Annotated in this window: 22 protein-coding genes and 1 tRNA gene; 16 read left to right on the top strand and 7 right to left on the bottom strand. The window is 72.0% G+C overall.

Annotated elements, in window-relative coordinates; all coding sequences use genetic code 11:
* The first annotated feature begins 114 nt into the window (after positions 1-114).
* Positions 115-3,072, top strand: coding sequence for a hypothetical protein (locus tag ACGFQ9_RS11160; protein WP_393573452.1), 2,958 nt, complete (start codon positions 115-117; stop codon positions 3,070-3,072).
* A 111-nt stretch (positions 3,073-3,183) separates the two neighbouring features.
* The gene (locus tag ACGFQ9_RS11155; RefSeq protein WP_393573451.1) at positions 3,184-5,133 is read left to right on the top strand and encodes an MFS transporter; all 1,950 of its coding nucleotides are present in this window, start codon (positions 3,184-3,186) and stop codon (positions 5,131-5,133) included.
* A 57-nt stretch (positions 5,134-5,190) separates the two neighbouring features.
* On the opposite strand, the gene ACGFQ9_RS11150 is transcribed toward ACGFQ9_RS11155, so the two are convergent.
* The 5 genes from ACGFQ9_RS11150 to ACGFQ9_RS11130 form a co-directional block, all read right to left on the bottom strand.
* Positions 5,191-6,261 carry a C40 family peptidase gene (locus ACGFQ9_RS11150; RefSeq protein WP_393573450.1) on the bottom strand — a complete coding sequence of 357 codons (1,071 nt, stop codon included), beginning with the start codon at positions 6,259-6,261 and terminating at the stop codon, positions 5,191-5,193.
* 65 nt (positions 6,262-6,326) lie between these two features.
* On the bottom strand, positions 6,327-6,809 hold the full coding sequence (locus tag ACGFQ9_RS11145; RefSeq protein ID WP_393573449.1) for a poly-gamma-glutamate biosynthesis protein PgsC/CapC: 483 nt from the start codon (positions 6,807-6,809) through the stop codon (positions 6,327-6,329).
* A complete protein-coding gene (gene pgsB / locus ACGFQ9_RS11140) occupies positions 6,806-8,638 on the bottom strand; it encodes a poly-gamma-glutamate synthase PgsB (protein WP_393573448.1) in 1,833 nt (610 codons plus the stop codon). Before pgsB ends, ACGFQ9_RS11145 begins: the two co-directional genes overlap by 4 nt.
* Positions 8,639-8,643: 5 nt before the next feature.
* Positions 8,644-10,920, bottom strand: a complete 2,277-nt coding sequence (locus ACGFQ9_RS11135) for a HAMP domain-containing protein (RefSeq protein ID WP_393573447.1) — start codon at positions 10,918-10,920, stop codon at positions 8,644-8,646.
* Positions 10,921-11,059: 139 nt separating this feature from the next.
* Positions 11,060-12,304, bottom strand: coding sequence for a CapA family protein (locus ACGFQ9_RS11130; RefSeq protein WP_393573446.1), 1,245 nt, complete (start codon positions 12,302-12,304; stop codon positions 11,060-11,062).
* 14 nt (positions 12,305-12,318) lie between these two features.
* Here ACGFQ9_RS11130 and ACGFQ9_RS11125 point away from each other — a divergent pair, with 14 nt between their 5' ends.
* Positions 12,319-13,308 carry a hypothetical protein gene (locus ACGFQ9_RS11125; RefSeq protein WP_393573445.1) on the top strand — a complete coding sequence of 330 codons (990 nt, stop codon included), beginning with the start codon at positions 12,319-12,321 and terminating at the stop codon, positions 13,306-13,308.
* 263 nt (positions 13,309-13,571) lie between these two features.
* Entirely contained in the window at positions 13,572-13,778 is a 207-nt protein-coding gene (locus ACGFQ9_RS11120) for a hypothetical protein (protein ID WP_393573444.1), read from the top strand.
* Between the two features lie 62 nt (positions 13,779-13,840).
* Here the strand turns inward: ACGFQ9_RS11120 and ACGFQ9_RS11115 are convergent.
* Positions 13,841-13,913 (bottom strand) — tRNA-Arg (locus tag ACGFQ9_RS11115).
* 157 nt (positions 13,914-14,070) lie between these two features.
* On the opposite strand from ACGFQ9_RS11115, the gene ACGFQ9_RS11110 reads away from it, so the two are divergent.
* On the top strand, positions 14,071-14,268 hold the full coding sequence (locus tag ACGFQ9_RS11110) for a hypothetical protein (RefSeq protein WP_393573443.1): 198 nt from the start codon (positions 14,071-14,073) through the stop codon (positions 14,266-14,268).
* Positions 14,269-14,385: 117 nt separating this feature from the next.
* Here the strand turns inward: ACGFQ9_RS11110 and ACGFQ9_RS11105 are convergent, their stop codons facing one another.
* Positions 14,386-14,877, bottom strand: coding sequence for a TetR/AcrR family transcriptional regulator (locus ACGFQ9_RS11105; RefSeq protein WP_393573442.1), 492 nt, complete (start codon positions 14,875-14,877; stop codon positions 14,386-14,388).
* Positions 14,878-15,029: 152 nt separating this feature from the next.
* On the opposite strand from ACGFQ9_RS11105, the gene acpS reads away from it, so the two are divergent.
* The 11 genes from acpS (at position 15,030) to ACGFQ9_RS11050 (ending at position 25,558) form a co-directional block, all read left to right on the top strand.
* On the top strand, positions 15,030-15,470 hold the full coding sequence (gene acpS / locus ACGFQ9_RS11100; protein ID WP_393573441.1) for a holo-ACP synthase: 441 nt from the start codon (positions 15,030-15,032) through the stop codon (positions 15,468-15,470).
* A gap of 2 nt (positions 15,471-15,472) precedes the next feature.
* Positions 15,473-15,934 carry a hotdog domain-containing protein gene (locus ACGFQ9_RS11095; protein WP_393573440.1) on the top strand — a complete coding sequence of 154 codons (462 nt, stop codon included), beginning with the start codon at positions 15,473-15,475 and terminating at the stop codon, positions 15,932-15,934.
* Entirely contained in the window at positions 15,931-17,211 is a 1,281-nt protein-coding gene (locus ACGFQ9_RS11090; RefSeq protein ID WP_393573439.1) for a beta-ketoacyl-[acyl-carrier-protein] synthase family protein, read from the top strand. The genes ACGFQ9_RS11095 and ACGFQ9_RS11090 overlap by 4 nt, the downstream gene beginning before the upstream one ends.
* On the top strand, positions 17,208-17,600 hold the full coding sequence (locus tag ACGFQ9_RS11085) for a 3-hydroxyacyl-ACP dehydratase FabZ family protein (RefSeq protein ID WP_393573438.1): 393 nt from the start codon (positions 17,208-17,210) through the stop codon (positions 17,598-17,600). The genes ACGFQ9_RS11090 and ACGFQ9_RS11085 overlap by 4 nt, the downstream gene beginning before the upstream one ends.
* Complete coding sequence (locus ACGFQ9_RS11080) at positions 17,597-18,886, top strand: beta-ketoacyl-[acyl-carrier-protein] synthase family protein (protein WP_393573437.1); 1,290 nt, start codon at positions 17,597-17,599, stop codon at positions 18,884-18,886. Before ACGFQ9_RS11085 ends, ACGFQ9_RS11080 begins: the two co-directional genes overlap by 4 nt.
* 12 nt (positions 18,887-18,898) lie before the next feature.
* Positions 18,899-21,310: a beta-ketoacyl synthase N-terminal-like domain-containing protein gene (locus tag ACGFQ9_RS11075; protein ID WP_393573436.1), complete on the top strand. Its 2,412-nt coding sequence runs from the start codon at positions 18,899-18,901 to the stop codon at positions 21,308-21,310.
* On the top strand, positions 21,307-22,074 hold the full coding sequence (locus ACGFQ9_RS11070; RefSeq protein WP_393573435.1) for a 3-oxoacyl-ACP reductase family protein: 768 nt from the start codon (positions 21,307-21,309) through the stop codon (positions 22,072-22,074). Before ACGFQ9_RS11075 ends, ACGFQ9_RS11070 begins: the two co-directional genes overlap by 4 nt.
* Positions 22,071-23,675 carry an acyl-CoA carboxylase subunit beta gene (locus ACGFQ9_RS11065; RefSeq protein WP_393573434.1) on the top strand — a complete coding sequence of 535 codons (1,605 nt, stop codon included), beginning with the start codon at positions 22,071-22,073 and terminating at the stop codon, positions 23,673-23,675. Before ACGFQ9_RS11070 ends, ACGFQ9_RS11065 begins: the two co-directional genes overlap by 4 nt.
* Entirely contained in the window at positions 23,672-23,881 is a 210-nt protein-coding gene (locus tag ACGFQ9_RS11060) for an acyl-CoA carboxylase subunit epsilon (protein ID WP_393573433.1), read from the top strand. The genes ACGFQ9_RS11065 and ACGFQ9_RS11060 overlap by 4 nt, the downstream gene beginning before the upstream one ends.
* Before the next feature lie 160 nt (positions 23,882-24,041).
* Positions 24,042-24,455, top strand: coding sequence for an acyl carrier protein (locus ACGFQ9_RS11055; RefSeq protein WP_393573432.1), 414 nt, complete (start codon positions 24,042-24,044; stop codon positions 24,453-24,455).
* Between the two features lie 14 nt (positions 24,456-24,469).
* Positions 24,470-25,558 (top strand): 3-oxoacyl-ACP synthase III family protein, encoded by a 1,089-nt coding sequence (locus ACGFQ9_RS11050; RefSeq protein WP_393573431.1) that lies wholly within the window; start codon positions 24,470-24,472, stop codon positions 25,556-25,558.
* Positions 25,559-25,562: the final 4 nt, after the last annotated feature.

The raw sequence follows: 25,562 nt of genomic DNA, 5'->3' as shown, positions 1-25,562 counted from the left end.
TCATCTGTCGAGAGTGCCTGTCTTCTTTGTGGGGGAACCGGCAGACATGTCGTTCTCGTCTAGCACGGGGGCGATGCCCCCGAGACGGGACACTGGTAGACGGTTCGGACAGCGATGGAGGAGGAACTGGTGGCGGGCGAGTCCCCCGACAAGTCGGTAGAGCAAGGTTCGTCGGGCGCGGCGGCCTCCACGGAGCAGGAGCGCGAGCGCGACCCCCGCCTGTCGGTGCTGCGCCCGCGCGACCCGGAGCCGCAGCCGAAGCCGAAGCAGGCGCCGGACGCGCCGGAGGCGGCGGACGACCCGCTGCGTGCCGCGGTCGCGGCGTGGGTGGCGACGGCCGATGCCGACGCCGACATCGATGCCACCGCCGATGCCCCCGGTGAGCCTGACGCCGCGTCGGACGAAGCCGCCCCCGCCGCGGACCCCGACGAGCGTTCGGACGCGGCCGAGGCCGTCTCCGGTTCCACGGCCGAACCCGCCGACGAGGCTCCTGCAGAGGACGCGTCCGCCGACGAGGCGCCGGGCGCGAAGCGTCCCGCCGCTTCGAAGCCGACGGACTCGAAGCCGACGGACTCGAAGCCGACGGACTCGAAGCCGGCCGCCGAGGAGCGTCCCGAGCCCGCCGGCGCGCGCCCGGCCGGCGCCCCGGCGGACTCCGCTCCGGATTCGGAGCGCACGGCCGTGTTCCGCGCCTTCGACCGGCCCGCACGCGGTAATACGGATTCCGCTTCCGTTTCGGCGCCGGCCGCCGAGCGGCCCGCTGCCGATGGCGCGGCCGCTGCTGCCCGTCCGGCCGCCGAGTCGGCGGATTCCGGTGCGGACGCGGAACGTACGACGGTCTTCCGTGCGGTCAGGCGGCCCGTGGCGGAGACCCCGGCCCCGGCCGCGAAGAAGGACTCTGCCTCGGATTCCGGTTCCGATTCTGATTCCGAATCGGATTCCGCTTCCGCTTCCGCTTCGGCGTCGGCCGCCGGGCGTCCGAAGGCTGACGCTCCGGCGGATTCCGCCGCGGACTCCGAGCGGACCGCGGTGTTCCGGGCGTTCGACCGGCCCGTGGCCCGCGGCACCGCTCCGGCCCCGGACAAGGCCGATGGCACCGGATCGGATTCCGGTTCGCGCCCGGGCGCCGCTCCGGCCAAGCCGGCCGGCGGTGCTGCCGCCGATGCGGGCACCAAGCGCCCGGAGCCTGCCGACGAGGAATCGGACTCCGAGCGGACCGCGGTGTTCCGGGCCGTCAAGCCCGGCTCGGCCGCGGGCGAGAAGAAGCCGTCAGGTGGCCCCGCGACCGGTTCCGCTTCCGAGCGTGGGCGGGGTGACTCCAAGGACGCCGAACGCGTTCATCGGGGCATGCGCGACGACTCCGAGGATTCCGCTTCCACTCAGGAACACAGCGGTGACAGCGGTGACAGCGAGAAGACCGCCGTCTTCCGTGCCGTGCGGCCGCCGGCCGCTCCGTCCGTCACCGACGAGAACTCCGGCTGGTTCCGCCAGAAGGACGCCGGCCCAGGGGCGGGCACCGGCACCGGCTCCGGTCCCGCCGCGCCGCGCTCCGGGGGTGACGGCGAGCGCGCCAGCACGTTCGTACCGCTCCGTACCGACGAGGACCTGCCCCGTCCGGCGCAGCCCGGGCAGCAGCCCAAGGCGGCGCCCAAGGGCCAGGCTCCGGCCGCGGCTCCGGCTCCCGGTCCGGCTCCGGCTCCGGCTCCGGCCGCGCCCACGCCCGCCGCCGACGTACCCGCCCCGCCGCTCCTCCGCGACGGGACGGAGCGGACCACCCAGCAGCCGCTGCCGCCCAGGCCGCCGCTCGACCTGCTCGCCGAGCTCAGCAACAACCCGCCCCCGCCGCCCAGCGCGCTGCGGACCACCATGCGGCGGGTCAAGATCTACACCCCGTTCGTGGTGCTGCTCGCGGTCGTCCTGGGCATCGTCCAGCTGGTCCGGCCGCTGCCGGAGCCGACGCTGGTCATGACCGCGAAGACCGCCTACACCTTCGAGGGCGCGAAGCCGGAGCTCCCGTACCCGAGCCAGGGCCAGTCCTTCATGGCCGCCGCCGGCCTCGGCACCGTCGGTTCCTCCGGCGAGCAGAAGCCCGTGCCGATCGCCAGTGTCACCAAGTCGATGACGGCGTACATCATCCTGCGCGACCACCCCCTCAAGCCCAAGGAAAAGGGCCCGATGATCGAGGTGGACAAGACCGCCGAGCTCGAGGGGCAGAAGGACAAGTCGGACAACGAGTCCACCCTCAACACGGTCAAGGAGGGCGACAAGATCTCGGAGTACGACGCGCTCGCCGCCCTCATGCTCCCGTCGGCGAACAACATCGCGCGGCTCCTCGCGCGCTGGGACGCCGGCAGCCAGGAGGCGTTCGTCAAGAAGATGAACGACACCGCCAGGGAACTCGGCATGACCAACACCACGTACACGGACCCCTCGGGCCTGGACGCGACCACGGTCAGCACCGCCGAGGACCAGGTCAAGCTGGGCCTCAAGCTGGTCGAGATCAAGGCGCTGACGGACATCACCAGCCTGCCCGAGTGGACCGACCCGTCCGGCAAGAAGTGGCGGAACTGGAACGACCTGGTTCCGTTCAACAACTCGCTCGGCATCAAGACCGGTTCCACCACCAAGGCCGGCGGCAACCTCCTCTTCGCCGCGTACAAGGAGATCGGCGGGACAAGGCAGCTGGTCGTCGGTGCCGTCCTGGCCCAGCACAAGCCGCCGATCCTGGGCACCGCGATCAACGCCAGCAAGCAGATGATGCTGTCCACACAGAAGCTGCTGACCGGCGCGAAGGTGGTCAAGAAGGGTGACGTCGTCGGTTACGTCGACGACGGCCTCGGCGGCCACACGCAGGTCGTCGCCACCAAGGACGTGGAGGCGATCGGCTGGCCGTCCGTCACCGTGACCGTCAAGCTGGCCGACGGCGGCAAGCTGCCGCAGTCCGCCACGGCCGGGACCGAGGTCGGCATGCTGACCGTCGGCGAGGGCGCCAGCCAGGTCAAGGTGCCGGTGGCGCTGAAGACCGACCTGGCCGCGCCCGGCATCGGCAGCAAGCTGACCCGCATCGGCTGAGGCCGGCGGCAGGAGCAGGGATCCGGTTTCCGGCGCCCCGGGCAACCCCGGGGCGCCGGTCCGCGTCTTCGGGGCAGGGCCGGGGACGGGACGCAGTGGAAGAGGGCGCAAGTGACCACCGCCGAACAGCAGACGCAGGGTCCGCAGCAGGACTCTGTCGCGGACCCGGACATACGGGACACCGAGCGCGTTCCGGCGCCCGGTCGCGCCCCCGTGCCGGGCCAGGCCCCCGGGCCCGGCCGAGCCCCGCACCAGGGACCCCTCGGGCGGGCCCTCCACGGCGGGCTGGAGCAGGTCCGGCGGCACCCCGTCGTCGTGGCCACCGCGCTCGCCGCCGTGCTGCACGTGATCTGGTTCTACTGCTTCGCCAACAGCGGCGGTGACCTCGCCGCCCAGGACGCCTGGGCCGAGTTCGTCGGGCGGCATCCGGACTCCGCGTACAACCTGGCCTGGTACGGCGGCATGCACCCGGTCTCGTACAGCGTGGTCTCGCCGTACCTGATGCACATGCTCGGCGTGCGTACCACGCTGATGATCGCCGGAACCGTCTCCGCGGGCCTCCTCGCGCTGGTCCTCACCCGCTGCCGGGGCGCCGTCCGGCAGCCGGTCTGGCCCGCCCTGGCCGGCGTGTACGGGCTGTTCTGCAACGCGCTGTCCGGCCGGGTCACCTTCGGACTCGGCGTGATGTTCGCGCTCGGCGCGGTCGCCGCGGCCTTCTGCTGGCCCCGGAAGTGGGCCCGGCGCCGCTGGGCGAAGGCGGCCGTGGCCGCTCTGCTGGCCGGGCTGGCGACGGCGTCCAGCCCGGTCGCCGGCCTCTTCCTCGGGGTGATCGCGGCCGCGCTGTTCCTGAGCGGGCGGCGCCCGGGGGCCTACGCGCTCGGCCTCGCGCCGGCCGCCGTGGTCGGGCTCTCCGCCTGGCTGTTCCCGTTCTCCGGCACCCAGCCGATGAAGTTCGGCTCGGCCTGGCTGCCGTTCGCATCCGGGCTGGCGGTCTTCCTCCTCGTGCCGAAGAAGTGGAAGACCGTACGGCTCTCGGGCGCCGTCTACACCCTCGGCGTCTTCCTGACCTGGGCGATCGACTCCCAGGTCGGCTCGAACGTGACCCGCCTGGCCATGCTCTTCGGCGGCGCGGTGCTGCTCGCCGCCCTCGCCCACGAGGTCCCGCGCACCCGGCGCTGGTACGCCGTGCTGATCGCGTTCGCCGGGGTCAACATCTGGATCACCACCAACAGCATCACCGACATCGTCCGCACCACCCCGATGGCCGCCTGGAACCGGGAGCTGGCGCCGCTGGTCGACCAGCTGCAGAAGGCCGGCGCCGAGCGCGGCCGGGTCGAGGTGGTGCCGGCCAGCAGTCACCGCGAGTCCTCGGCCTTCCCCTCGTACGTGAACCTCGCACGCGGCTGGAACCGGCAGGCGGACCTGGAGCGCAACCCCCTCTTCTACGACGACACCCTGGACGCCGACAACTACCGCGCCTGGCTCGACCGGTGGGCGGTGCACTACGTGGTGCTGCCCGCCGACAAGCCCGACTCGGGCGGCCAGGACGAGGCCGTCCTGGTCCGGGAGGGGCTGCCCTACCTGCAGCAGGTGTGGGGCGACGCGAACTGGCAGCTGTTCAAGGTGCACGAGCCGGCGGAGATGGTGAGCGGCCCGGCCCAGGTGGTGCGGGCCTCCGCCGGGGAGATCGTCATCGACGTGAAGGCGGCCGGTCCGGTGCTGGTGAAGGTGCCGCACTCGCCCTGGCTGGGCCTGGTGGACGCGGGCGGCAAGTCGGTGACGCCGCCGCGGGAGACCGAGGAGTCCAAGGACGCGCTCGGGGCCCACGCCCAGAAGGAGTACGAGAACGTGGCCGGCTGCCTGTTCAAGGCGGAGCCGGACCTGGAGGGTGACGTGTGGACCCGGCTGCTGGCGCCGGCGCCGGGACAGTACCGGCTGGCCGCGAAGTACCAGCTGCCGCGCGGCACGCCCTGCCCGGAGGAGCTGATCACGGCCGAGCTGGGCGTACCTGACCGGGTGGGCCCGGACGGACCGGGCCCGCGTCGGCCGGACACCCCCTAGGGGGCGCTGCCGGCCGAGCAGGCGCGTGGCCCGGGTCGGCGCCCGGCCCCGGTCTTGCTAGAGGCGCTTGGCGCTCCGCAGCGTGGAGGCGTAGTAGCCGTTGCCGTCCAGGCGCGAGGTGCCGCCCTTGTCGCCGATGGTGGGGCCGTTGGCCTCCTCGCGACTGGAGATGAAGATCTTGTGGCCGTCGGTGTCGGTGCCCAGGTAGATGCCGGTGTGGTCCAGGCGCTCCCCGGTGCGCGCGTCCAGCTTGAAGAACAGCAGGTCGCCGGGCTGGAGCACATCGATCGTGGAGGGCCGGCCGTCCGCGCCGACGCCCTTGAGCGGGATCACGTTCACCCCGGTCTTGGAGCGGGCCATGCCGTTCGCGGTGCGCGGCAGACCGTCTCCGGCGGTGTCGCTGGCCATCAGCGGGAAACGGGCCCGGTAGCCGAAGACGGTGCGGACGAAGCCGGAGCAGTCCATCGACCGGTAGCGGAGCTTCTCGGGCTGTCCCTTGGTCCCGCTGCGGAAGGTGTACGGGATGCCGAGGTAGTCGTAGAAGTCCGACTCCTCCAGCCGGTAGTCGTTGCCGACGGAGCCCTTGGGGTTGATCGGGCCGAAGTCCGCGTCGCCCGCGTAGGAGACCCCGTTCGCGTCCTTCTTCACCGGCGCCTGGTCGCCGTACTGGAAGGCGATGGCGAAGACGTCGTCCTCCTCGCTGCGGAAGTACTTCTTGAACCAGTCCTTGAACCACTGCTCGCGTTCGGCGCCCGGCCGCCACTCCTCCGGCATCAGCCGCACCCAGTCGGTGGTCACCACACGGGTCTTGGTGGTGGCGGGCTCGGTGAAGGTGCGGCTGGGGCCGGTCAGCGTCGCCGTGCGGGCGCCGTCGGTGAAGGTGGCGAGGATGGAGCCCTTCCCGTCGCGCAGCACGGAGCGCTGGGGGTTCTTCAGCCGCTCCCACTTCTGCTCGCCGTCGCCGCCCTGGGACCCGCCGCCGTTCGGGGTGTCGGTCACGGACATCACGGCCGGCGCCTTGGCCTGCTCCTCCTTGCGCAGCTCGACGGTGAAGTACGCGCTGCCGGCGATGAGCGCGGTCAGGACGACGGCGTGCAGGACGGGACGGGTGCGGCGTTTGGCGGTCATCGGTCGCTTCCGTAGGCGTGAGGACGTGAGGAGGACGGAGGGCGGAGGGCGGGGGACGGAGCAGGTCAGGCGTGCGGCATGAGGCCGAGCAGGATTCCGGCGGTCAGGACGACGTAGGTCATGAGCGTCGCGGAGCCGGTCGCCAGCAGGGTGGCGCCCTTGGGCTGGCGGACCAGCTGGTAGGCGATCAGGCCCGGCACGATGAAGCCGAGGGTCTGGTTCGCGTACAGCAGCGGGAACTCCATCTGGAGCACGATCACCACGGCGCCCTGGAGCAGGACGCCGATCAGCACGACCGCCGCGAACAGCCGCTTTCCGTAGAGGATCACGAAGCGCTGGACGACGAGCGTGAGGGTGTAGGTGAGCGCGGTCACGCCGACGACGATCGCGGCCCGCTGCAGGTCCTCGATCAGGGTGAGGGCGAGCCAGCCGGGCGTGATCATGCCGCCGGGGGACAGGTTCGTCGTCAGGTAGCAGACGAGCGAGAACAGGAGCCCCAGGGCGATGCCGATCGCGGCGATCTCGGGGGTGAGGACGGCGGGGATCAACGGGGTTCTCCTGAGCTGGGCCACTGCGGGGCCGAGGGGTTGTCGTGGTTCTGCTCGTCGTGCTGCGCGTACGGCCGGGGGCTGTTCTGCACGTACTGCTGCGGCGGCCGGGGCGGTTGGAGCTGCCGGGGCTGCTGCCGGGGCGGCTGCTCCAGGGGCTGGGGCAGCCTGGGCTGCTGCATCTGCTGCATCTGCTGCGGCGGCTGGATCTGCTGGGGCTGCCGGACCGGCCACACCTGCGGTTGCATGGAACCCGGCTGACCCGGCTGACCCGGCTGACCCTGCTGTACCTGCTGTACCTGCTGTCCCGGTTCGGGTGCGGGGTGGAAGGACTGGGCCGCGTAATAGTCCTGCGGGAAGCCCGGCCGCTGCGGAGGCGTCCGGAGGGCCGCGTACTCCCGGCGGCGGGCCTCCTCGGCGGCGCTCAGGTCGGCGTACGGGTCCAGTGGCCGGGTGTACAGCGGCACGGTCTGGTCGTGCCGCGGTGCGGGAACGCCGTGGTGCTGGACGGGAACGCCGTGGTGCTGCGCGGGAACGCCGTGGTGCTGCGCGGGAACGCCGGGGTGCTGCGCGGGAACGCCGGGGTGCGGGGCCGCCGCGGCCGGACGTGCGGGGGCCTGGGGCGCCGGCGCCGAGTCGCCGTCCTCCTCGAAGGACGGGAGTTCGGCGAGGTGCTCCAGCAGGATCTCGCCCTGCCCGTGGATGTTGCCGATGGCGACCAGCGAGGACTCCGGGCCGAGGTGGGCCAGCAGCTCGTGCATGAACTCCTCGCCGTCGCGCCCGTCGCCGCCGAGGTCCACGGCCCGGTCGCGCCACTGCGCGGGGATGGCGTCGATGGCGCTCTTCGAGGGGTGCCCGATCACGAACACCTTGTCGGGCTGCAGGTCGGGCACGATCTGGCCCATCTGGCCGTTGCGCTCGACCCGGTCCGGACGGCAGTTGATCACGACGTTCAGCGGGCGGCTGATCGCGCCGAGGCCGAGCAGCTGGTTGATGTTCATCAGCGTCGACTCGGGGTCGTTGGCCGCGAAGACGTTGGCGAACCGCACGCGCTTGCCGCCCGGAGCCACGTACCGCTCCACGGAGAGCACACCGGGGTCCGGCGGCGCGTCGTACATGCCCTGGAGGGCGGTCTCCCGGTCGATGCCGAGCAGTTCGGCCACGGTCAGCGCGATGGCCACGTTCTCCTTGAACGTGAACCAGCTGAAGCCGCGCAGCTCCTCGTCGCTGACCGTCTCCGGGTCGGCGTAGACGAGCTTGCAGTCCCGCGCGTCGGCCTCCTCCTGGAGGATGTGGAAGCGGTCCTTCTCGGCGGTGACGCAGATGCCACCGTGCGGCATCGAGCGGGACAGCGAGCGGCCGATGTCGTCGAGGGTGGGGCCCATCTCGGCGACGTGGTCCTCACGGACGTTGCACAGCACGCCGATCGTGGACTGGATCAGCTTCTGCTGGTTGAGCTCCTGCAGCGGCGGCATGACGGCCATGCACTCCATCACCAGCGCGTCCGGCCTGTAGGCGGCGGCCCGCCGCACGATGCCGATCTGCTCCACCACGTTGGCGATGCCGAACTTGCGGTAGACGGGCTCCTCGGTGGCGTCCGGGTGGATGAACCGGGCCGCGGTGCCGGTGGTCTTGGCCACCGTCACCAGCCCGCCACCGCGCAGCGCCCCCGCGCACAGCCGGGTGATGGAGCTCTTGCCGCGGATGCCGTTGACCAGCACCCGGGTGGGTATCTCCGCCAGGTTGGCGAAGTGCCGCCGCTGCTCGACGATGCCGGCGACCAGCATGATCAGGCAGCTCACGACGAGCACGATGTAGAGGAAGAGCACGCGGATCAGTTCCTTCCGGCCTGCTGGGCCCGGTCGGTGTGAGCGGGGTGCGCGGGATGCCCGGGGTGACCGGCGGTCTCGCGCTTGCGCAGCTCCACGAGCTGCTGCCGGATGACCTCCAGGCTGCGGGTGACCGCGCCGACCTCGTCGTGGTGGCGGGGGAACAGCACGGTGCGGCGGTCGCCGTCGGCCAGTGCCTCCGCCCGCGCGGTGAGCTCCCGCAGGGCGCGGACCACGATGATGTGCAGCCAGCCGAGGCAGGCCACCGCCGCGGTGAGGCCGAGCAGGCCGGCCAGCACGGTGCGGTTCTGCAGGTTGTACTCGGGGATGGCGAGGCCCTTGGCGGGCTGCCAGCTCACCACCGTCCAGGCCAGCGGCTTGGCGGCGCCACCGCCGGCCATCGGGACCGCGGCGGCGATGGTGATGTCGTCGCCCTTGCCGCGGAGCAGCACGCTGCTGGGCCGCGGGCCCATGCCGACCTTCTGGTTGGCGCCGGAGACCAGGGCGCGCAGGCTCTCGTTCGGCAGCTCCTTGAAGGCCAGGTAGCCGTTGTTGCCGCCGATGACCCGCCGCTTCTCGTCGAGGACCCGGATCTCGCCCAGGCCCGGACGCTTGAGCAGCGAGTTGAGGAAGTCGATGCGCAGCTCGCCGACGACGTACGCGCCCTTGAGGCCGGGGGCCGGGGCGTACTCGACGATGACGGGCTCGTTGCCCGATTCGAGCAGGACCACCGGGGTGGCGGAGGGGCCCTTGCCGCTCGGGTGGTGCGGCTCGGCGCCCGCCCGTGCGGTGACGGTGCCGTCGGCGCGCAGGACGTAGAGCGAGGCGTAGCGCGGGTGCTGGGTGAGGGTGCGCTCCAGGATCGAGGTCACGTCGGCGGAGCTGCTGCCCTCGCTGATCAGCAGGCCCATGGAGGTGAGGTCCGCGTGGCCCTCGTTGAGGGCGCGGCGGATCCGGTCGGCCATGGTGTCGGTGCGTTCGCGCTGGTCGTGGATGATCGTCTGCGGTACGGCGACGTGCTCGCCCGCGCGGTTGAGGAGCAGGACCAGCGGCGCGGACCACAGCAGCAGGAGTGCCCCGCAGGCGGCGACCAGGGCGCGGGCGCCGATCCGGCCGCGGCCGCGGCCCGGGTCGTGGCCTTCCTGCTCCTCGGGGGCCTCGCCGAGGAGCTGCCGGCGGAGCCGCTCCAGGGCGGTGCCGATCCGGGCGGCCTCGCCGTAGCGGGGGCGGTTGACCGGGCGCCGGAGGTCGCCGCGGCTGATGCGGCGGCTCTCCAGGAAGAGGGCGATCAGCGGCCGCTGGACGGTGCCGATGAGCAGGGCGACGGCGAGGAGGCCCACGAGGAGCAGGGCGCCGGCGGCGGCGATCCCGAAGAACGAGTCGACGGTCGCGGCGCTCTCCTCGGTGACGGTGAGGAGGGAGATGACGGTCAGCCCGAGAGAGGTGGCGTCGGTGCCCTTGCCGGCTTCGGGGCCGGCGAGGGAGGCGTAGCCGACGACGGCGCGTTCGCCGTCGTCCTCGGGGCCGAGGAGGCTGCCGCTGACGCCGAGGAAGCCGCCGCCACCGGGCTCCTTGGTGGTGAGCGGATGGGCCTTGGTCTTCTTCGCGGCGGTCTTGGCGAACTTCTTGAGCTGCTTGCGGGCCTGCTCGGTCTCGGCCTTGACGTCGTCGGACTGGATCTGTTCGTCGTTGGCGAGGCCGTCGCTGCTGAGGATCTGGCCGGCCGAGTCGGTGACGGCGATGGCCCGGAACTTGCCGAGGCTGATGCCGGGGAACTTCAGGCTGCTGGAGGCGACGAGCAGCATCTGCGGCCGGCCCGGCCAGGACAGGACGGCGAAGGTGAGCAGGCGGGTCTCGCCGTTCTCCAGCCGGACCATGCGGGGGGCGATGCCGTCGGGTTCGCCGAGCTTGGTGCGGTCGATGGCGGTGAGCGGGAGGTTCTCGCCGCGCTGGGCCTCCAGCCGGCCGGAGCTGATCTCGATGACGGCCGTGCCGCGCCACTTCTGGTAGACGTTGCCCAGTTTGTCCAGGACGGTGTCGGCGGAGACGGGCGGGCCCGCGTTGAAGAGGCTCGTGGTGCGCGACAGGTCGGTGATCGACTCGTCGAGCGAGGCCCGCAGGGCGATCGCGCCGTCCTCGGCGAAGTGCTGCTGGGAGGTGCGGACGGCCTCGCTGACCGGCGGCGCCGCCACCTTGCCGAGGAAGGCCGTGAGGGCGGCGACGGCGAGCAGCAGTGCGGACAGCGCGGCGATCGGCGGCCGGATGCCGCCGAGCAGCGACATGTCCGCTCTTCGGCGGGCTTTCTGCTGCCGCTTCGTGCGCGACGCGGACAAGGAGGGCTCCTGAGGTTGTGCGGGCTCGGGGAGGGGAAGGGCGGGGCGGTCGGGCCGGACGGTCGGGCCGGGCCGGTCCGGACGCCGGTCAGTCGCGGATGCGTTCGAGTGGCTCCAGGCCGTCCGCGCCGGCACCGCGGTTGAGCAGGGTGCCCTGGGTCCGGTCGTAGGCGAGGCGGAAGCGGGCGCGGCGCTGGTCCGAGAGCTCGCCCTGGTTCCCGGTGCCGTTGAGGGCCGCGGCGAGGTCGATCAGCCGGTGGTGCTGGACCTGTCCGGCCTCCGGCAGCTTCGGGCCGTTCGCCGTCTGCTCGGGGTCCGGCGGGAGCTCGACGAAGGTCGGCACGTAACGGGGCCGGACGTCCCACTTGCCGTTCTTCTCGGTGAACTCGAACCAGCCGATGACGCCTTCCTCGGACAGTCCGCTGGGCACCTCGTGCCGGGCGAGCTGGTTGCCGAGTCCGTACGCGACCCAGGTGTCGCCGATCTTCTCCATGGGCTGCACCACGTGGGCGTGGTGGCCGATGACGAGGTTCACGCCGGTCTTCTTGGCGATCTTCTTGGCGAGGCTGAGCTGGAGGGAGTTGGGTGCGGGCTGGTGCTCCTTGCCCCAGTGGATGCTGAGGATGACCACCTCGGCGCCGGCCGCGCGGGCGGCCTTCTCGGCGGCGGAGATGGAGTCGAGCGAGGTCTTGTTGACCAGCCAGGGCTTGTCGGCGGGGACCTGGCGGCCGTTGAACCCGCCCGCGAAGGAGATCTGGGCGACCTTGACGCCCTTGACGTCCATGATCAGCGGCTTGCCGCCCTCCTGGGCGTTGCGCGCGGAGCCGGTGTGCTTGAGGCCGGCCCGGTCCAGGGCGTCCAGCGTGCTGCGGACGCCTCCCTCACCGTGGTCGAGGGCGTGGTTGGAGGCCGTCGAGCAGGTGTCGTAGCCGATGTCCTTGAGGGTGGCGGTGATCTGCGGAGGGGCGAGGAAGTCCGGGAAGCTCCGGAACGGCCCCTCGGGCTTGCCGAGCACCGGCTCCATGTGGCATATCGCCAGGTCTGCCCGGCTGATGACCGGTTTGACCCCGGCCATGATGGTGCCGAAGTCCATGTCCTTCTTGCCGGCGGCCTTCGCGTCCAGCTGGGCCTGGGCGGTGAGCTCCGGATGGATGAGCACGTCGCCGGCGGCGGCCACGGTGAACGACCGCCCGCCCGAGCCCTTGGCCCCGTCCGGACCTCCGGCATCGCCGTCGCTGCTGCCGCCGAGCAGGCTGCAGCCCGTGAGGGCGCCGGTCAGCAGGAGTGCGAGCATGCCGGTGAGCAGTCGGCCGGGGGAGGGTCTGGTCGTCACTTCGATAGTTTTATATGGCCATGACTTTCTTTCGCCCTTCGTCGCCCCGGAGACGAATAACGATTTCAGCAATTTTGGCGCTGGCGGCTGCCGTCGTCGGAATTGTGGTGTATTTCACGCTCCCGGCAATGCAACCATCCGGCGACGCGGCGAAGGGGCCGGTCCGCGATGCGGTCACCGACGCCGTCGATCTCGAAAAGCGTATTGCCGCGTTCACCCAGAGTTTCGGTGAACGGGGTGGTTACCGGATTCCCACGGAGCGTGAACGGCGCACCGTGGCCGGCGGGGTCGCCCTGGTGCTGGACGGCCGCATGGAGGAGGCGGGCGCCAAACTGGCCGAGGTCGATTTCGCTGTGCAATCGATCAAGGACTCCGTCAGCGGCCACCGCTACGCAGAGGTGGCCGACGCGGCCGCCCGCTCGGACGGTGCCAACCGCGGATGGGGCCGGGTCTACGTCCACCTGGACGCCAAGCCCGCCTGGATCGTACAGGTGCCGCACCCCGTGGCCGACCAGAACACCGAGCGCCTGGGTGCCCAGGTGCTGCGCGGGGCGCCGGGCGGGGTCCTGGTGCTGGCCGGGGCGCACCGCAACGCGGCCGACGGGGGCGCCGCGGACGTGGCGCACCGGACCGACTCGGTCTTCCACGACGTGATCGGCGAGCTGATGAGCCGGCGCCTGCCCGGTTTGCAGCTGCACGGGTTCGCGAACTCCTCCATCCCCGAGTTCGACGCGGTCGTCTCGACCGGCGCGGGGGACCGGGCGGTGAACGAGGCCAAGCTGCTGTCCCGGGAGCTGGACGAGCGGGGGCTCGACGTGTGCCGGGCCTACACCCGCAAGTGCCGGCTGTCCGGGGCGTCCAACGAGCAGGGGCTGGTGGCGGCCGAGGAAAGGCTGGGATTCCTCCACCTCGAAATCAGCAGGCGGAATCGGATTTCTGACGGCCGCCTCGGCGAGGTCGCGGAAGCGATCGGTGTGCTCACGCAGCGGTGGGCCAAGGGCTGACCGGCCGGGAAGCGGCCGCGACCGACCGGGAACGGCGGGGAAGGGTGATCAGGGGCGGGAGGCGCCGCCATCAAGCGGTCGGCCGCCCGCTCGGCCGCCCGCTCGCCCGCTCGCCCGCTCGCCCGCTCGGCCGCTCGCCCGCTCGGCCGGCCCACCGGGTGCGCGCATCCCGCTCTCTGCCTAGGATCCGAGTAGTCCGATTGGATGCGATTGGATGCGATTTGGTGCCCGATGGGCGCTTTCCCTGAAGGAGTGACGACGGGATGACCGAAGAGCGGAAGAGGCCGGACCTCCGGGATGCCCTGAGGGGCCAGGAAACCCACCAAGCCCCCCTGACCCCCGGCCAGCACGGCTTCGACGGCCCCGTCCGGAGCAAGATCAAGGGCGGACCGCACACGAAGGCGGCCCTCAAGCGGGCCGGCACCCCCCAGGGCGACCGTATCGGCGAACGTACCAAGGGCCTGAGCTGACCCGGAGCGCGAAGGGCCGGCCCGAGGAGATCACCTCCTCGAACCGGCCCTTGCCGCTGCTGTGCCCCCGGCAGGATTCGAACCTGCGACACCCGCTTTAGGAGAGCGGTGCTCTATCCCCTGAGCTACGAAGGCGGGGATCTGTACGGAGACCTGGCTGTGAGGCCGGGCCGCCGCGGTCAGTGTAGCGGGTGACGCTTGATCCGCATCTGCGATATGCGGCGGTGGTGCTCCCGGGTAGGTGCGGGAGGGGGCCGGCCTGTCATGCCGCAGGGGTGAGGTCGATCATGGAGTGAACCCGAAATTCCGACACCCGAAGAGTTCAGGCGGACGCGGTCGACCTCGTGCGTTCCTCGCCGGACCATTCCTCACCGACATCGCCCACGGCCTGGGCATCCATCTGGAGACCGCGCGCAAGTGGGTCCGCGACGACCGGCTCACCCCGCAGCAGATCAATGCTCTCAAGGCCCTGCACATGCGCTGGTGTTGACGGGCGGCCGCCCCGTGCGGACGCGTCCAGGACCCCGCCGCGGCGGGGTCCTGGTTGCAGTTCTGCTCTGGTGGTGGCCGGCGGCTCCCGGTACTCCTCCTGGCGAGCCGCGGCCTGTCACGGCCGAACAGGCCGGGGCAGGGTGCCGAGGAGGAGGATGGCCGCCAGGGTGTGGGCGGTGTGGTCCGGGTGCGCGGCGGTCAGCCGGGTCAGCAGCCGCCACAGGCGTAGGGACCTGCGCCGGCACAGGGCCCCGACGGCAGGGTCGGAGGGCGCCAGGGCGTACGTCTGCAGCAGGCACAGGAGGACCGGGCCGTCGGCCGGGAGTGCGCCGCGCACCCGCTCCCCCAGGGAGGCCGGGTCCTGGCCCGGGCCGGCGGCGGCATCACGCACCGCCGCCTCGACGAGGTCGAAGCAGCGGACCACCGCCGCGGTGAAGATGGCGTGCTTCGTCGGGAAAAGCCGGTAGAGATAGGGCTGGGAGACGCCGACCTGCCGGGCGATGGCGGCTGTGGTCGTGGCCGGATAGCCCCGGCGGGCGAACTCGCGCAGGGCCGCGTCGACCACCTCTGCCCGGCGCCGGTCGGTTCCGCGTGGTTTGCTGCCCATGGCCGGCCCGCCCGTCTCCCGTGTCCGTCTTCTCCCGCTCTCCAGATACCGGGACCTGCCCGGCGGATACTCCCGCGTCCCGATGTATCCATCGTGTCCCCTGCCGGATCTCTGTGGGCAGTGCCGGAACGAACGACGGGGGAGCGGTGGCAATGCGTATTGCCGTGGGAGTAGATCTTGTTCCGGTGTCCCGGGTGAGCCGGCTGCTGGCCGAGAATCCCGCGGCGGAGCAGGACATCTTCACCGGGCGCGAGATCGGCTACTGCGCGGGCAAGCGCAACCGGCTCGCCCATCTGGCGGCACGGTTCGCCGCCAAGGAAGCCGTCCTCAAGGCCCTCGGGACCGGACTCGGTCCGGGGCTGCGGTGGACGGACGTGGAGGTGGTGAACACGCCCCTGGGCCGGCCGCGGGTGCAGCTGAGCGGCGGCGCCGCCGAACATGCGGCGCGGATCGGCGCCGCCGCTCCCGAGGTCTCGCTGTCGCACAGCGGTGAGTACGCCATCGCGCACGCCGTGATGTTCGTATCCGCCGGCACCGGCCCCGACGAAGCGCCCACGGCCGCGGTCACGGCCGCCGCCACGGACGAAGGATAACGATGCGTTTCCACCTGATCGACCGAATCGAAGCATGGGACGAGGGGCGCGCGATCAGCGCCTACAAACTCACCTCACTGCTGGAAGACCACTGGCGGGACGAGGGCGCCGGGCCGCAGATGCCCGCGCACCTGATGCTGGAGGCCCTGTGCCAGGCCGGCACCTGGCTCGTCATCGCCAGCACCGGGGTGCGACGGCGTGCCGCGCTGCTCTCGGTGGACTCCCTCTCCTTCCACGGACCGGTACGCCCCGGCGATGTGTTGCGGCTCGACGGGGAGGTCGGGTCGCTGAGCGACGAGATCGCCGTGCTGTCCGGCACCGCCTCGGTCGACGGGCGGACGGTGATGCGGGCCGAGAACATCCTGTGCGCGCTGATGCCCGCCGAGGACCTGGAGGACCCCGAGGACACCCGGCGGATGCTCGGCCGCCTCGACCGGGCCGCGGTGGGCGGTGGCCGCCGATGAGAAGAGTCGCCATCACCGGTGTCGGCGCGGTCACCCCGCTGGGCAACAGCGCGGCGGACACCTGGGCCGGCCTGGCCGCAGGACGCAGCGGGGTGAGCCGGCTGGAGACCTTCGACGCCTCCGCGTTCTCCGTACGCATCGCCGGCCAGGTCAAGGACTTCGACCCGGCGGCCGCGGGCAGCGCCAAGGAGCGCCGCCACCTCTCCCGCGGGGCGCAGTTCGCCCTCGCCGCCGCACGCGAGGCGCTGGCCGATGCGGGCGACGGCTGGCAGGACATCGACCCCTACGACCGGGGCGCCTCGATCGCGGGCACCGTCGGCCGTCCCGAGCTGCAGGAACTGGTGGACATGTCGCACCAGTTGAACTGCAGCGGGTTTCGCGATCTGTACCGGCAGGCGCCGGGCGACGTACTGCTGCGCAACCAGAACGTCGGCGTGGCCGCCGTGGCCCGGGCCGGCGGCTGCCAGGGGCCGGTGCTCAGCATCAGCACCGCCTGCGCCGGAGCCGCACACGCCATCGGGGAGGCCTACCGGCGCATCCAGGAGGGCGAGTGCGCGCTGATGCTCGCCGGGGGCTTCGACGCCCTGACGACCTGGATGGACGTGCTCGGCTTCTCCCTGCTCGGCGCGGTCACCGACCGCTGGAACGAGGAGCCCGAGCGTGCCTCGCGCCCCTTCGACGCCGATCGCTCCGGCTTCGTACTCGGCGAGGGCGCGGTGGTCGTGGTCCTGGAGGACTGGGACGGTGCGGTGGCCCGCGGCGCCCGGATCCACGGCGAACTCGTCGGCTACGGCTCCACGCTGAACGCGTACCGGATCACCGACTCCCCGCCGGACGGTGGCGGTGCCATCTCGGCGATGCGCGACGCGCTGGCCGAGTCGGGCCTCGGTGCCGGCGGCATCGACTACATCGCCGCCCACGGGACGGGCACGCCCGGAAACGACCTGAGCGAGACGATCGCCATCAAGCAGGTGTTCGGCGTCCACGCCCACGAGCTGTCGGTGAGTTCGCCCAAGTCGATGACCGGACACCTCACTTCGGCCGCGGCCGGCGTCAATCTCGTCGCCGCGCTCGGCGCCATTCGCGAAGGCCTGGTGCCGCCGACGATCAACCTCGACCACCCCGATCCGAAGCTGGATCTCGACTTTGTCCCGCGCACGGCGATCCGGCGGCCGGTGCGTGCCGCCCTGGTCAACGCATTCGCTTTCGGCGGCACCAACGCGTGCTTCGTCGTCCGTTCCGCCGACGGCCCGGTGTCCGAAGGAAAGGCAGCATGACAGCCCTCGACAAGATCCTCCATCTGGCGCCGGGCAGCCGGGCCGTCGCCCTCCGCAATGTCACCGGCACGCTGACCGTGTTCGACAGCCACTTCCCGCGCTTCCCGGTGCTTCCGGGGGTACTGATCCTCGACGACATCGTCAGGACCGCCCGGCTGGCCGCTCCTCCCGCGCCCCAGGGCGTCCAGTGGGAGCTCGCCGGGGTCCAGCGGATCCGCTACCGGCACTTCGCCGAGCCCGGCGACCAGCTGGAGATCAGCGTCGACGTCACCGCCGCCACCGCGAGGTCCGTCAGCGTGAAGGCCGTCGTCCGGGTGGGCGGGCGGGACATCACCACCGTCCGGGAGCTGCGGCTCCAGCACGCCGGCACGGTCCAGGAGGCGTCATGAGGCGGGTGGCCGTCACCGGCGTCGGAGTGCTCACCGCGCTCGGCGAGAGCCACGGCGAGACCTGGAAGGGGCTGCTGGAGGGCCGCAGCGGAATCGGCCCGATCACCTCGTACGACGCCTCCTCGCTGAGCACCCGCCTCGCCGCCGAGCTGACCGACTTCGTACCGAACCGCTACGCGTCGCGCAGGTCCCTGCGGATGACCACGCACAACGACCGGCTCGCCATCGCCGGGGCCGCGCTGGCCGTGGAGGACGCTGGGCTCGACCTGGCCGCGGCCGGGTACGAGCCGGAGCGCGCGGCGGTTTTCGTGGGCGGCAACAAGGAGATCTCCAACCCGGAGCACCTGCTGGCCGGCACCCTGGCCGCCCGGCGCGAGGACGGGGTCGCCGACCTGCGACTGCTCGGCGAGCGGGCGAGTTCGGCGTTCTATCCGCTGTATTTCGTGGAGGGCCTCCAGTCCGCCTCGCTGTTCCACCTGTCGCACGCCCACGGGTTCAAGGGCGCGAACTCGTATTTCCACGGCACCGCGGACGCCGGCGCGACTGCGCTCGCCCGCGGGTTCCGCTCGATCCGTCGCGGCGAGTCCGACGTGGTGATCGCCGGGGGCTTCGACGACGCCTCGTCGTGGTGGGTGATGTCGAAGATGGACGGCCTGGGCGTGCTCACCACCCGCAACGAACGGGGCGCCGGAGCCTTCCGGCCGTTCGACCTCGACCGCAGCGGCTCGGTGCTCGGCGAGGGCGCGGCCTTCCTGGTGCTGGAGGAGTGGGAGGCGGCACAGCGCCGAGGGGCCCATGTGTACGCGGAGTTCCGCGGCTGCGCCACCTCCCAGGACCCGGCCCTCGTCACCCCGCACCAGCAGGGCGAGCCGCTGGCCGCCGCCGTGCGCCGGGCCCTGGACGAGGCGCGCATCGCTGTCCCGGACGTCGGCTATGTGGCGGCGCATGGCTCCGCCACCCGGCTCGGGGACATCACCGAGGCGCGGGCCCTGACCTCGGTCTTCGGTACCGGGTCCAGCACCGTCGCGAGCACGGTCAAACCCGCCACCGGTCATCTGGTCGCCGGGGCGGGCGCGCTCAACGCCGCGGTGTGCGCGCTGGCGATCGACGGATCGGCCGTACCGGGGACGCTCAACCTGGAACGGCCCGACCCCGAGTGCGAAGGCATCGAGTGGGTCCGGGAAGAAGCACGGGAGCTGCGGGTGCGCAGCGCCGTGGCGATCGCCCGCGGACTCGAAGGCCAGCAGGTGGCGCTCGTCCTGAGCGCCCCCGACGGACAGGCGTAGAGGGGGATTTCGATGAACACGGAGATGGGTACGGAACGGACTGCGACGACCCCGGGCGTGACCGTGGTCGGCACCGGCGCAATCACGGCGCTCGGTCCGACGGCCGGACACCTGTGGCAGGGCGCCCGCGCGGGGGAGGTCGGCATCCAGTCGGTGCAGGCCCTGCCGATGGACGGGCTGGACACCAAGGTCGGCGGCGAGGTCACCGACCCGGTGCGGCCACGGCGGGCCTACCGCAGGCCGGACGGGTTCCGGGAGCGTGCGGTCGAACTCGCCCTGGTGGCCGCCGAGGAGGCGATGGCGGCGCTGCCGCCGGGCCTGGTCGCGCCCGAGCGGTTCGGTGTGGTGCTCGGCACCTGCAACGCCGGTCTGCTCTCCGCCCGGGAGTGGCTGCGGGCCGTCGAGGACGGTGAAGTACCCGACCCGGAACTCGCGCTGCTGGTCACCCCGCAGGCGCTGGCGGAGTCGGTGGGTGCGGCGTTCCGGCTGCGCGGCCCGGTCCTCTCGATCAACACGGCCTGCGCGTCGGGGGCCAACGCGATCGGACTCGCCGCGGATCTGCTGCGCGCGGGCCGGGCCGATGCCGTCCTCGCCGGCGGCAGCGACGCCTTCTCGGACGTCGTCTTCGCCGGCTTCAACTCCCTGCAGTCGCTGTCGCCCGAGCCTGCCGCACCGTACTGCGGGGAACGGCAGGGCCTCTCGCTCGGCGAGGGCAGCGGCATGCTGGTCCTGGTCCGCTCCGAGTTCGCACGGGAGCACGGCCTGAGCGGGCTCGCGGACATCGCCGGATACGGTCTGTCCGCCGACGGGTACCACGCCACCGCCCCGCACCCGGAAGGCAAGGGCGCCGCGCGGGCCATCGGGGCCGCCCTGCGGCACTCCGGGGTCACCCCGGCCCAGATCGGCTACGTCAACGGGCACGGCACGGGCACGCCGAAGAACGACCCGGCCGAGTCCCAGGCGATCATCCGGGCACTCGGTGCGGAAGACGCCGCCCGCACCCCGGTCTCCAGCACCAAGTCGATGATCGGACACCTGCTCGGCGCGGCCGGCGTGGCCGAGGCCATCGTGACCGCGCACGCCCTGGCGGAGCAGACGGCTCCGCCGACGGCCAATTTCACGGTGCCCGCCGCGGACTGCACGCTGGACTACATCCCCGGCACGGCTCGTCCGCTGGCCACCGGAGCGGCCCTGTCCAACAACTTCGCCTTCGGCGGGGCCAACGCCTCCCTGGTACTGACCCGTGCCGAGCACGGGCACCGCCCGCCACGACCGGAGACCGACCGGGTAGTGATCACCGGGATCGGCCTGTTCAGTGCGGCCGGCGAGAGCCCGGACGCGGTCTGGTCCTCGTACGAACGCGGGGAGAGCCCCCTGGTGTGGGCGGACGGGCTGCGGCTGGGCCGGGCCGACTTCGACCCCGACCCCTATCTGACCAAGCGCGAACGGCGCCGGATGGACCGGCTCGGCCAGTTGAGCGTGGCCTCCACGGCGAAGGCCCTGGTGGACGCCGGCCTGGAGGCGGGCAGCGCCGGGGTCGAGGGGGTCGGTGTCGTCTTCGGCACCGGGACCGGCCCCATGGAAGCGATGGAACGTTTCACCGTGCCGCTACTCACGGAGGGGCCGGCCGCCGCCGACCCCGGGGTGTTCCCCAACACCGTCTACAACCAGGCGGCCGGGCAGATCGCCATCCACCTGGGGCTGCGCGGCCCTGCCTCCACCCTTTCGGTGGGTCACGCCACCGGCTCGGCCGTCCTCGCCTACGGCGCCGATCTGCTGGCGGCCGGGCATGCCGACACCCTGGTGTGCACGGTCACGGACACCCTCACCGAGCAGGTGGCCAGGGCCTACGCCGCGGTCGGGGCCGCATCGACCAGAGCTCCCGGCGAGCCGGCCGACGGGCGGTTCACGCTCGCCGAGGCCAGTGTCGCCGTCGTACTGGAGAGGCGCTCCTCCGCGCTGGCCCGCGGCGCCCGGATCCTCGGCGAGGTACTCGGTCACGGCATGGCCTCGGACGCGAGCCGGGCCCGGCTGTGGGACCCGCGCGGCCGCGGCCTGGAGCGCGCCATGCGCACGGCCCTGGACGACGGCGGGCTGCGTCCGGCGGACGTCGACGCGGTGTGGCTCGCCGCGGCCGGGCTCCAGTCGGCCGACGCCGCCGAGACGGAGGCCGTGCACCGGCTGTTCCGCCCCGGCCCGGTGCCCGCGTTGTACGCGCCCAAGGCCGTACTGGGCGAACCGATGGGCGCGGGACCCGCGCTGAATCTCGCCCTGGCCCTGCACCACGGCCGGGGCACGGCCGGGACGGCCCTGCTGAACAGTTCCTCCCTCGGCGGCAGCCATGTGGCACTGGCCGTGCGCTGCGGCCTGCCCTTCGACCACGCCCCCGGCACGGGGGTCACCAGCACAGGAGAGACCCGATGACACTGCAAGGACAGATCGCCCTGGTCACGGGCGGTTCCCGGGGCATCGGCGCTGCCGTGTGCCGCCGGCTCGCCGCCGACGGTGCCGCCGTCGCGATCAACTACCGCGGCTCCGAGGGCCCGGCCAAGGAACTGGCGGAGGAGATCCGGACGGCCGGCGGCCGCGCCCTCGCCATCCAGGGCGATGTCGCGGACCCCGCACATGCCGAGGAGCTCGTACGGCAGACGATCGAGGAGTTCGGCGGCCTGGACATCCTGGTCAACAACGCAGGTGTGGCTCAGGACGGGCTCATCTTCAACATGGCCATGGACGACTGGCTCGACATCATGCGGGTCAACTTCGGCGGGGTCTTCCACTGCACCAAGGCGGTACTGCCGCACTTCATGGCCAAGGGCAGCGGGGTCATCGTCAACGTCTCCTCGGTGATGGGCGAACGCGGCTGGACCGGCGAGTCCACCTACGCCGCCTCCAAGGGAGCCGTCAACGCCTTCACCCGCTGCAGCGCGATGGAGTCGGCGCGCTTCGGCATCCGGATCAACGCCGTCCTGCCCGGATTCGCCCCCACCGACCTGGTGGCGGGCCTGACCGAGGGCGTGACCGGCCGCTCGATCAAGAAGCAGATCCCGATGCGCCGGTTCGGCGAGGTGGAGCAGATCGCCGAGGTGGTGCGCTTCCTCAGCGGCCCCGAGTCCTCGTACATGACGGGCTCGATGGTCAACGTGGACGGCGGCGCGATGACCGCGCTGGGTCTGGGGCGGCCATGAGCACCACGGCGGACATGCCGGTGCGCGCCACGACGGCCGGCGAGCTGCCGCGCGAGACCCTGGAGCAGCGGGCCGACGAACTGCGGGTACTCAAGGAGGAGTTGTACGCAGGCGACCCGGCGGCCACCGAACGGCAGCGGGCCAAGGGCAAGCTGGGCGTCCGAGAGCGCATCGAGCTCCTCCTCGACAAGGGCTCGTTCGTCGAGACCGAACCGCTGCGCAGGCACCGCGCCTCGGACTTCGGGATGGACCGACGGCGCCCGCACGGCGACGGGGTGGTGACCGGCTGGGGCAAGGTGCACGGCCGCCAGGTCCTCGTGTACGCACACGACTTTCGCATCTTCGGCGGCGCGCTCGGCGAGGCGCACGCCCAGAAGATCCACAAGGTGATGGACCTCGCGGAGAGCAGTGGCGTGCCGCTGATCGCGCTCTGCGACGGCGCCGGGGCCCGGATCCAGGAGGGGGTGACCGCGCTCGCCGGGTACGGCGGGATCTTCAGCCGCAATGTGCGGGCCTCCGGGGTGATCCCGCAGATCAGCGTGGTGCTCGGGCCCTGCGCCGGCGGCGCCGCCTACTCGCCGGCGCTGACCGACTTCGTCTTCATGGTGCGCGGGACCTCGCAGATGTTCCTCACCGGCCCCGATGTGGTCCAGGCGGTGACCGGCGAGAAGCTGACCCAGGACGAGCTGGGCGGCGCCGACATGCACGCCCAGGTCTCCGGGCTCGCGGCGTTCGCCCATGACGACGAGGAGGCGTGCTTCGAGGACGTACGCCATCTGCTGTCCCTGCTGCCGTCCAACAACCGCGAGCTGCCGCCGGCCGAGCCGACCCGGGACCCGGCGGACCGGGTCTGCGACGGCCTGTTCGACATCGTGCCCGCCGATCCGCAGGCCGCGTACGACATGCGGAAGGTGATCGAGGAGATCGTCGACGACGGCGAGTTCTTCGAGGTGCACGAGGGCTGGGGCCGCAGCCTGGTGTGCGCCCTGGCCCGGCTCGACGGGCAGACGGTGGGCATCCTCGCCAATCAGCCGCTGCAGATGGCGGGCGTGCTCGACATCGCCTCTTCCGAGAAGGGGTCCCGGTTCGTCCAGACCTGCGACGCCTTCAACATCCCGCTGGTGACCCTGGTCGACGTGCCCGGCTTCCTGCCGGGGGCCGACCAGGAACGCGGCGGGATCATCCGGCACGGTGCGAAGCTGCTCTACGCGTACTGCAACGCCACCGTGCCGCGCATCCAGGTCATCGTGCGCAAGGCCTACGGCGGCGCGTACATCGTGATGGACTCCCGCTCCATCGGCACCGACCTCTCCTTCGCCTGGCCCACCAACGAGATCGCGGTGATGGGCGCGGAGGGCGCGGCCAATGTGGTCTTCCGCAAGCGGATCGCCGCCGCAGAGGACCCGGAGGCGGAGCGGACGGAGGTCATCGACGAGTACCGGCGGACGCTGATGCACCCGTACTACGCCGCGGAGCGCGGCCTCGTCGACGACGTCATCGACCCCAGGGACACCCGCTCCGTGCTCATCCGCTCATTGGAGCTGCTGCGCGCCAAGTACGTACCGCTGGTGCAGCGCAAGCACGGGAACCCGCCGCAGTGAGTGCCCGTTGCGAGTTCCGGGTGGTGCGGGGCTCCCCCACCCCCGAGGAGCTGTGCGCGCTCCTGGTCGTACTGCGCCTCGCCGGGGCGCCGCAGAGCGCCCCGGCGAGGGTTCCCGCGCCCGGCAACCCCTGGCCGGTGCTCCGTTCGGGGCCCGCGGTCCCGGCCGTGTCCTGGGCCGCCGCACCCCGCACCCCGGCCGGCTGAGCCAGGTACATCCGCGATCCGACGCCGGTGTATCCACGGCGCAGGCCTGCGGATCCTACTGATGACGGCGCACCGCCGCCGCGCGGCGCACAACGGTTCCGCGCCTGCACCGATCACGTCATGCCCTGTCAGCACGTCCTGTCACCTATGGAGGAGTCCCATGGACCGCAACACCGTCATCGAGGCCGTGAACGACGCCGTCGTCGACGCACTCGGCGTGGAGCCGGAGGAGGTCACCCCCGAGGCCACGCTCCTCGACGACCTGGGTGCCGAGTCGATCGACCTGCTCGACATCCTCTTCCGCCTGGAGCGCTCGCTCGGCATCAAGATCCAGGCTGCCGAGCTCGCCGCGTACGTCCAGGGCGGCATCCCGGACGAGGAGTTCGGCGACGAGAACGAGATCGTCTCGGCCGCGGGTCTCGCCCAGCTCAAGAAGGTCATGCCGCAGATCGACGTCGAGGCGCTCACCGGGCAGCTGCAGGCCACCCAGGTCATGGGCCTGTTCACGGTGGAGAACCTGGTCGGACTGGTCGTGCACCGCTCCGAGCTGCTCGCCGCGGCGTCCGCCGCCTGAGAGAAAAGAAGACCATGACCGCGATACACATCATCGGCACCGGGGGCTACCAGCCCGGTGACCCCATCTCCACCGAAGAGATCGCACGCCGGGTCGGCCCGCTGCCCGACGAGATCCTGGAGGGTCTGTCGATCGAGCGGCGGTTCTGGATCATCGACCCCGACACCGGCGAGCACCGCGAGAACAACTCGGACATGGCCTACAAGGCCGCCGTGCGGGCGCTGGACTCCGCCGGACTCGAAGCGGGCGACATCGACCTGATCGTTCTCGCCACCGGGACCCCCGACTATCCGCTGCCGCCGCTGGTCAACATGGTCCAGGAGCGGCTGGGCCTGGTGCGCTGCGCCACGCTGGAGATCCGGTCCGGCGGCGCGGGCGTCGTCCAGGGGCTGGACATCGCCCGGATGTACCTGGAGGCGGGCGTCTACCGGACGGCTCTGGTGATCGGCAGCGAGGCCATCTCCCCGGTGCTCGCGCCGGTGTTCCTCGGCCGGGATCCGCACAAGATCCGCATGCGGGACCGGATGCCGGTCTACATGTTCGGCGACGGCGCCGGGGCGATCGTCCTGCGCGCCGAGGAGGGCGCCGAGTCCGGCGGGCTGCTCGGGGCCGCCATGGAGGCGATCGGCGGTGACCGCAAGCCCGGTATCCACTCGGTGGGCGGCGGCACCCACGCCCCGATCCACCAGCAGCTGAAGGCGAAGCGGCTGGTCGACCTCAAGGTCGATGTCGTCGGCGCCGGCGACTTCACGCCGGTGATGGTCACCGAGGCGATCAGCAATACGCTGCGCCGGAGCCGGGTGGATGTCGACACCGTCGACCTGTGCCTCGTGCCGGAGGGCAACGTCGGCTGGATGCTCGACTCGCTCCAGGAGCTGGGGCTCGACACCGCCGACTGGAAGGCACTCGACGGGAAGATCTTCGACAGCCTCTCCACGATGGGCGCCGTCGGCTGCGCGGCCGTACCGCTCTTCCTCGACGACGCCTGGCGCAACGGCCGGATCAATCCCGGTGACCGGGTGATGCTGGTGGGTGTCGAGTCCACCAAGTGGATCTACGCGGGTGCCGTGGTCGACTGGACCGCGCCGACCCCGGCCCGCTGAGGAG

The sequence above is a fragment of the Streptomyces sp. NPDC048603 genome (assembly GCF_043199475.1).
Lineage (GTDB): Bacteria > Actinomycetota > Actinomycetes > Streptomycetales > Streptomycetaceae > Streptomyces.
Note: the sequence above shows the minus strand (reverse complement) of the source record. Positions and strands in the feature narration are given on the sequence as shown.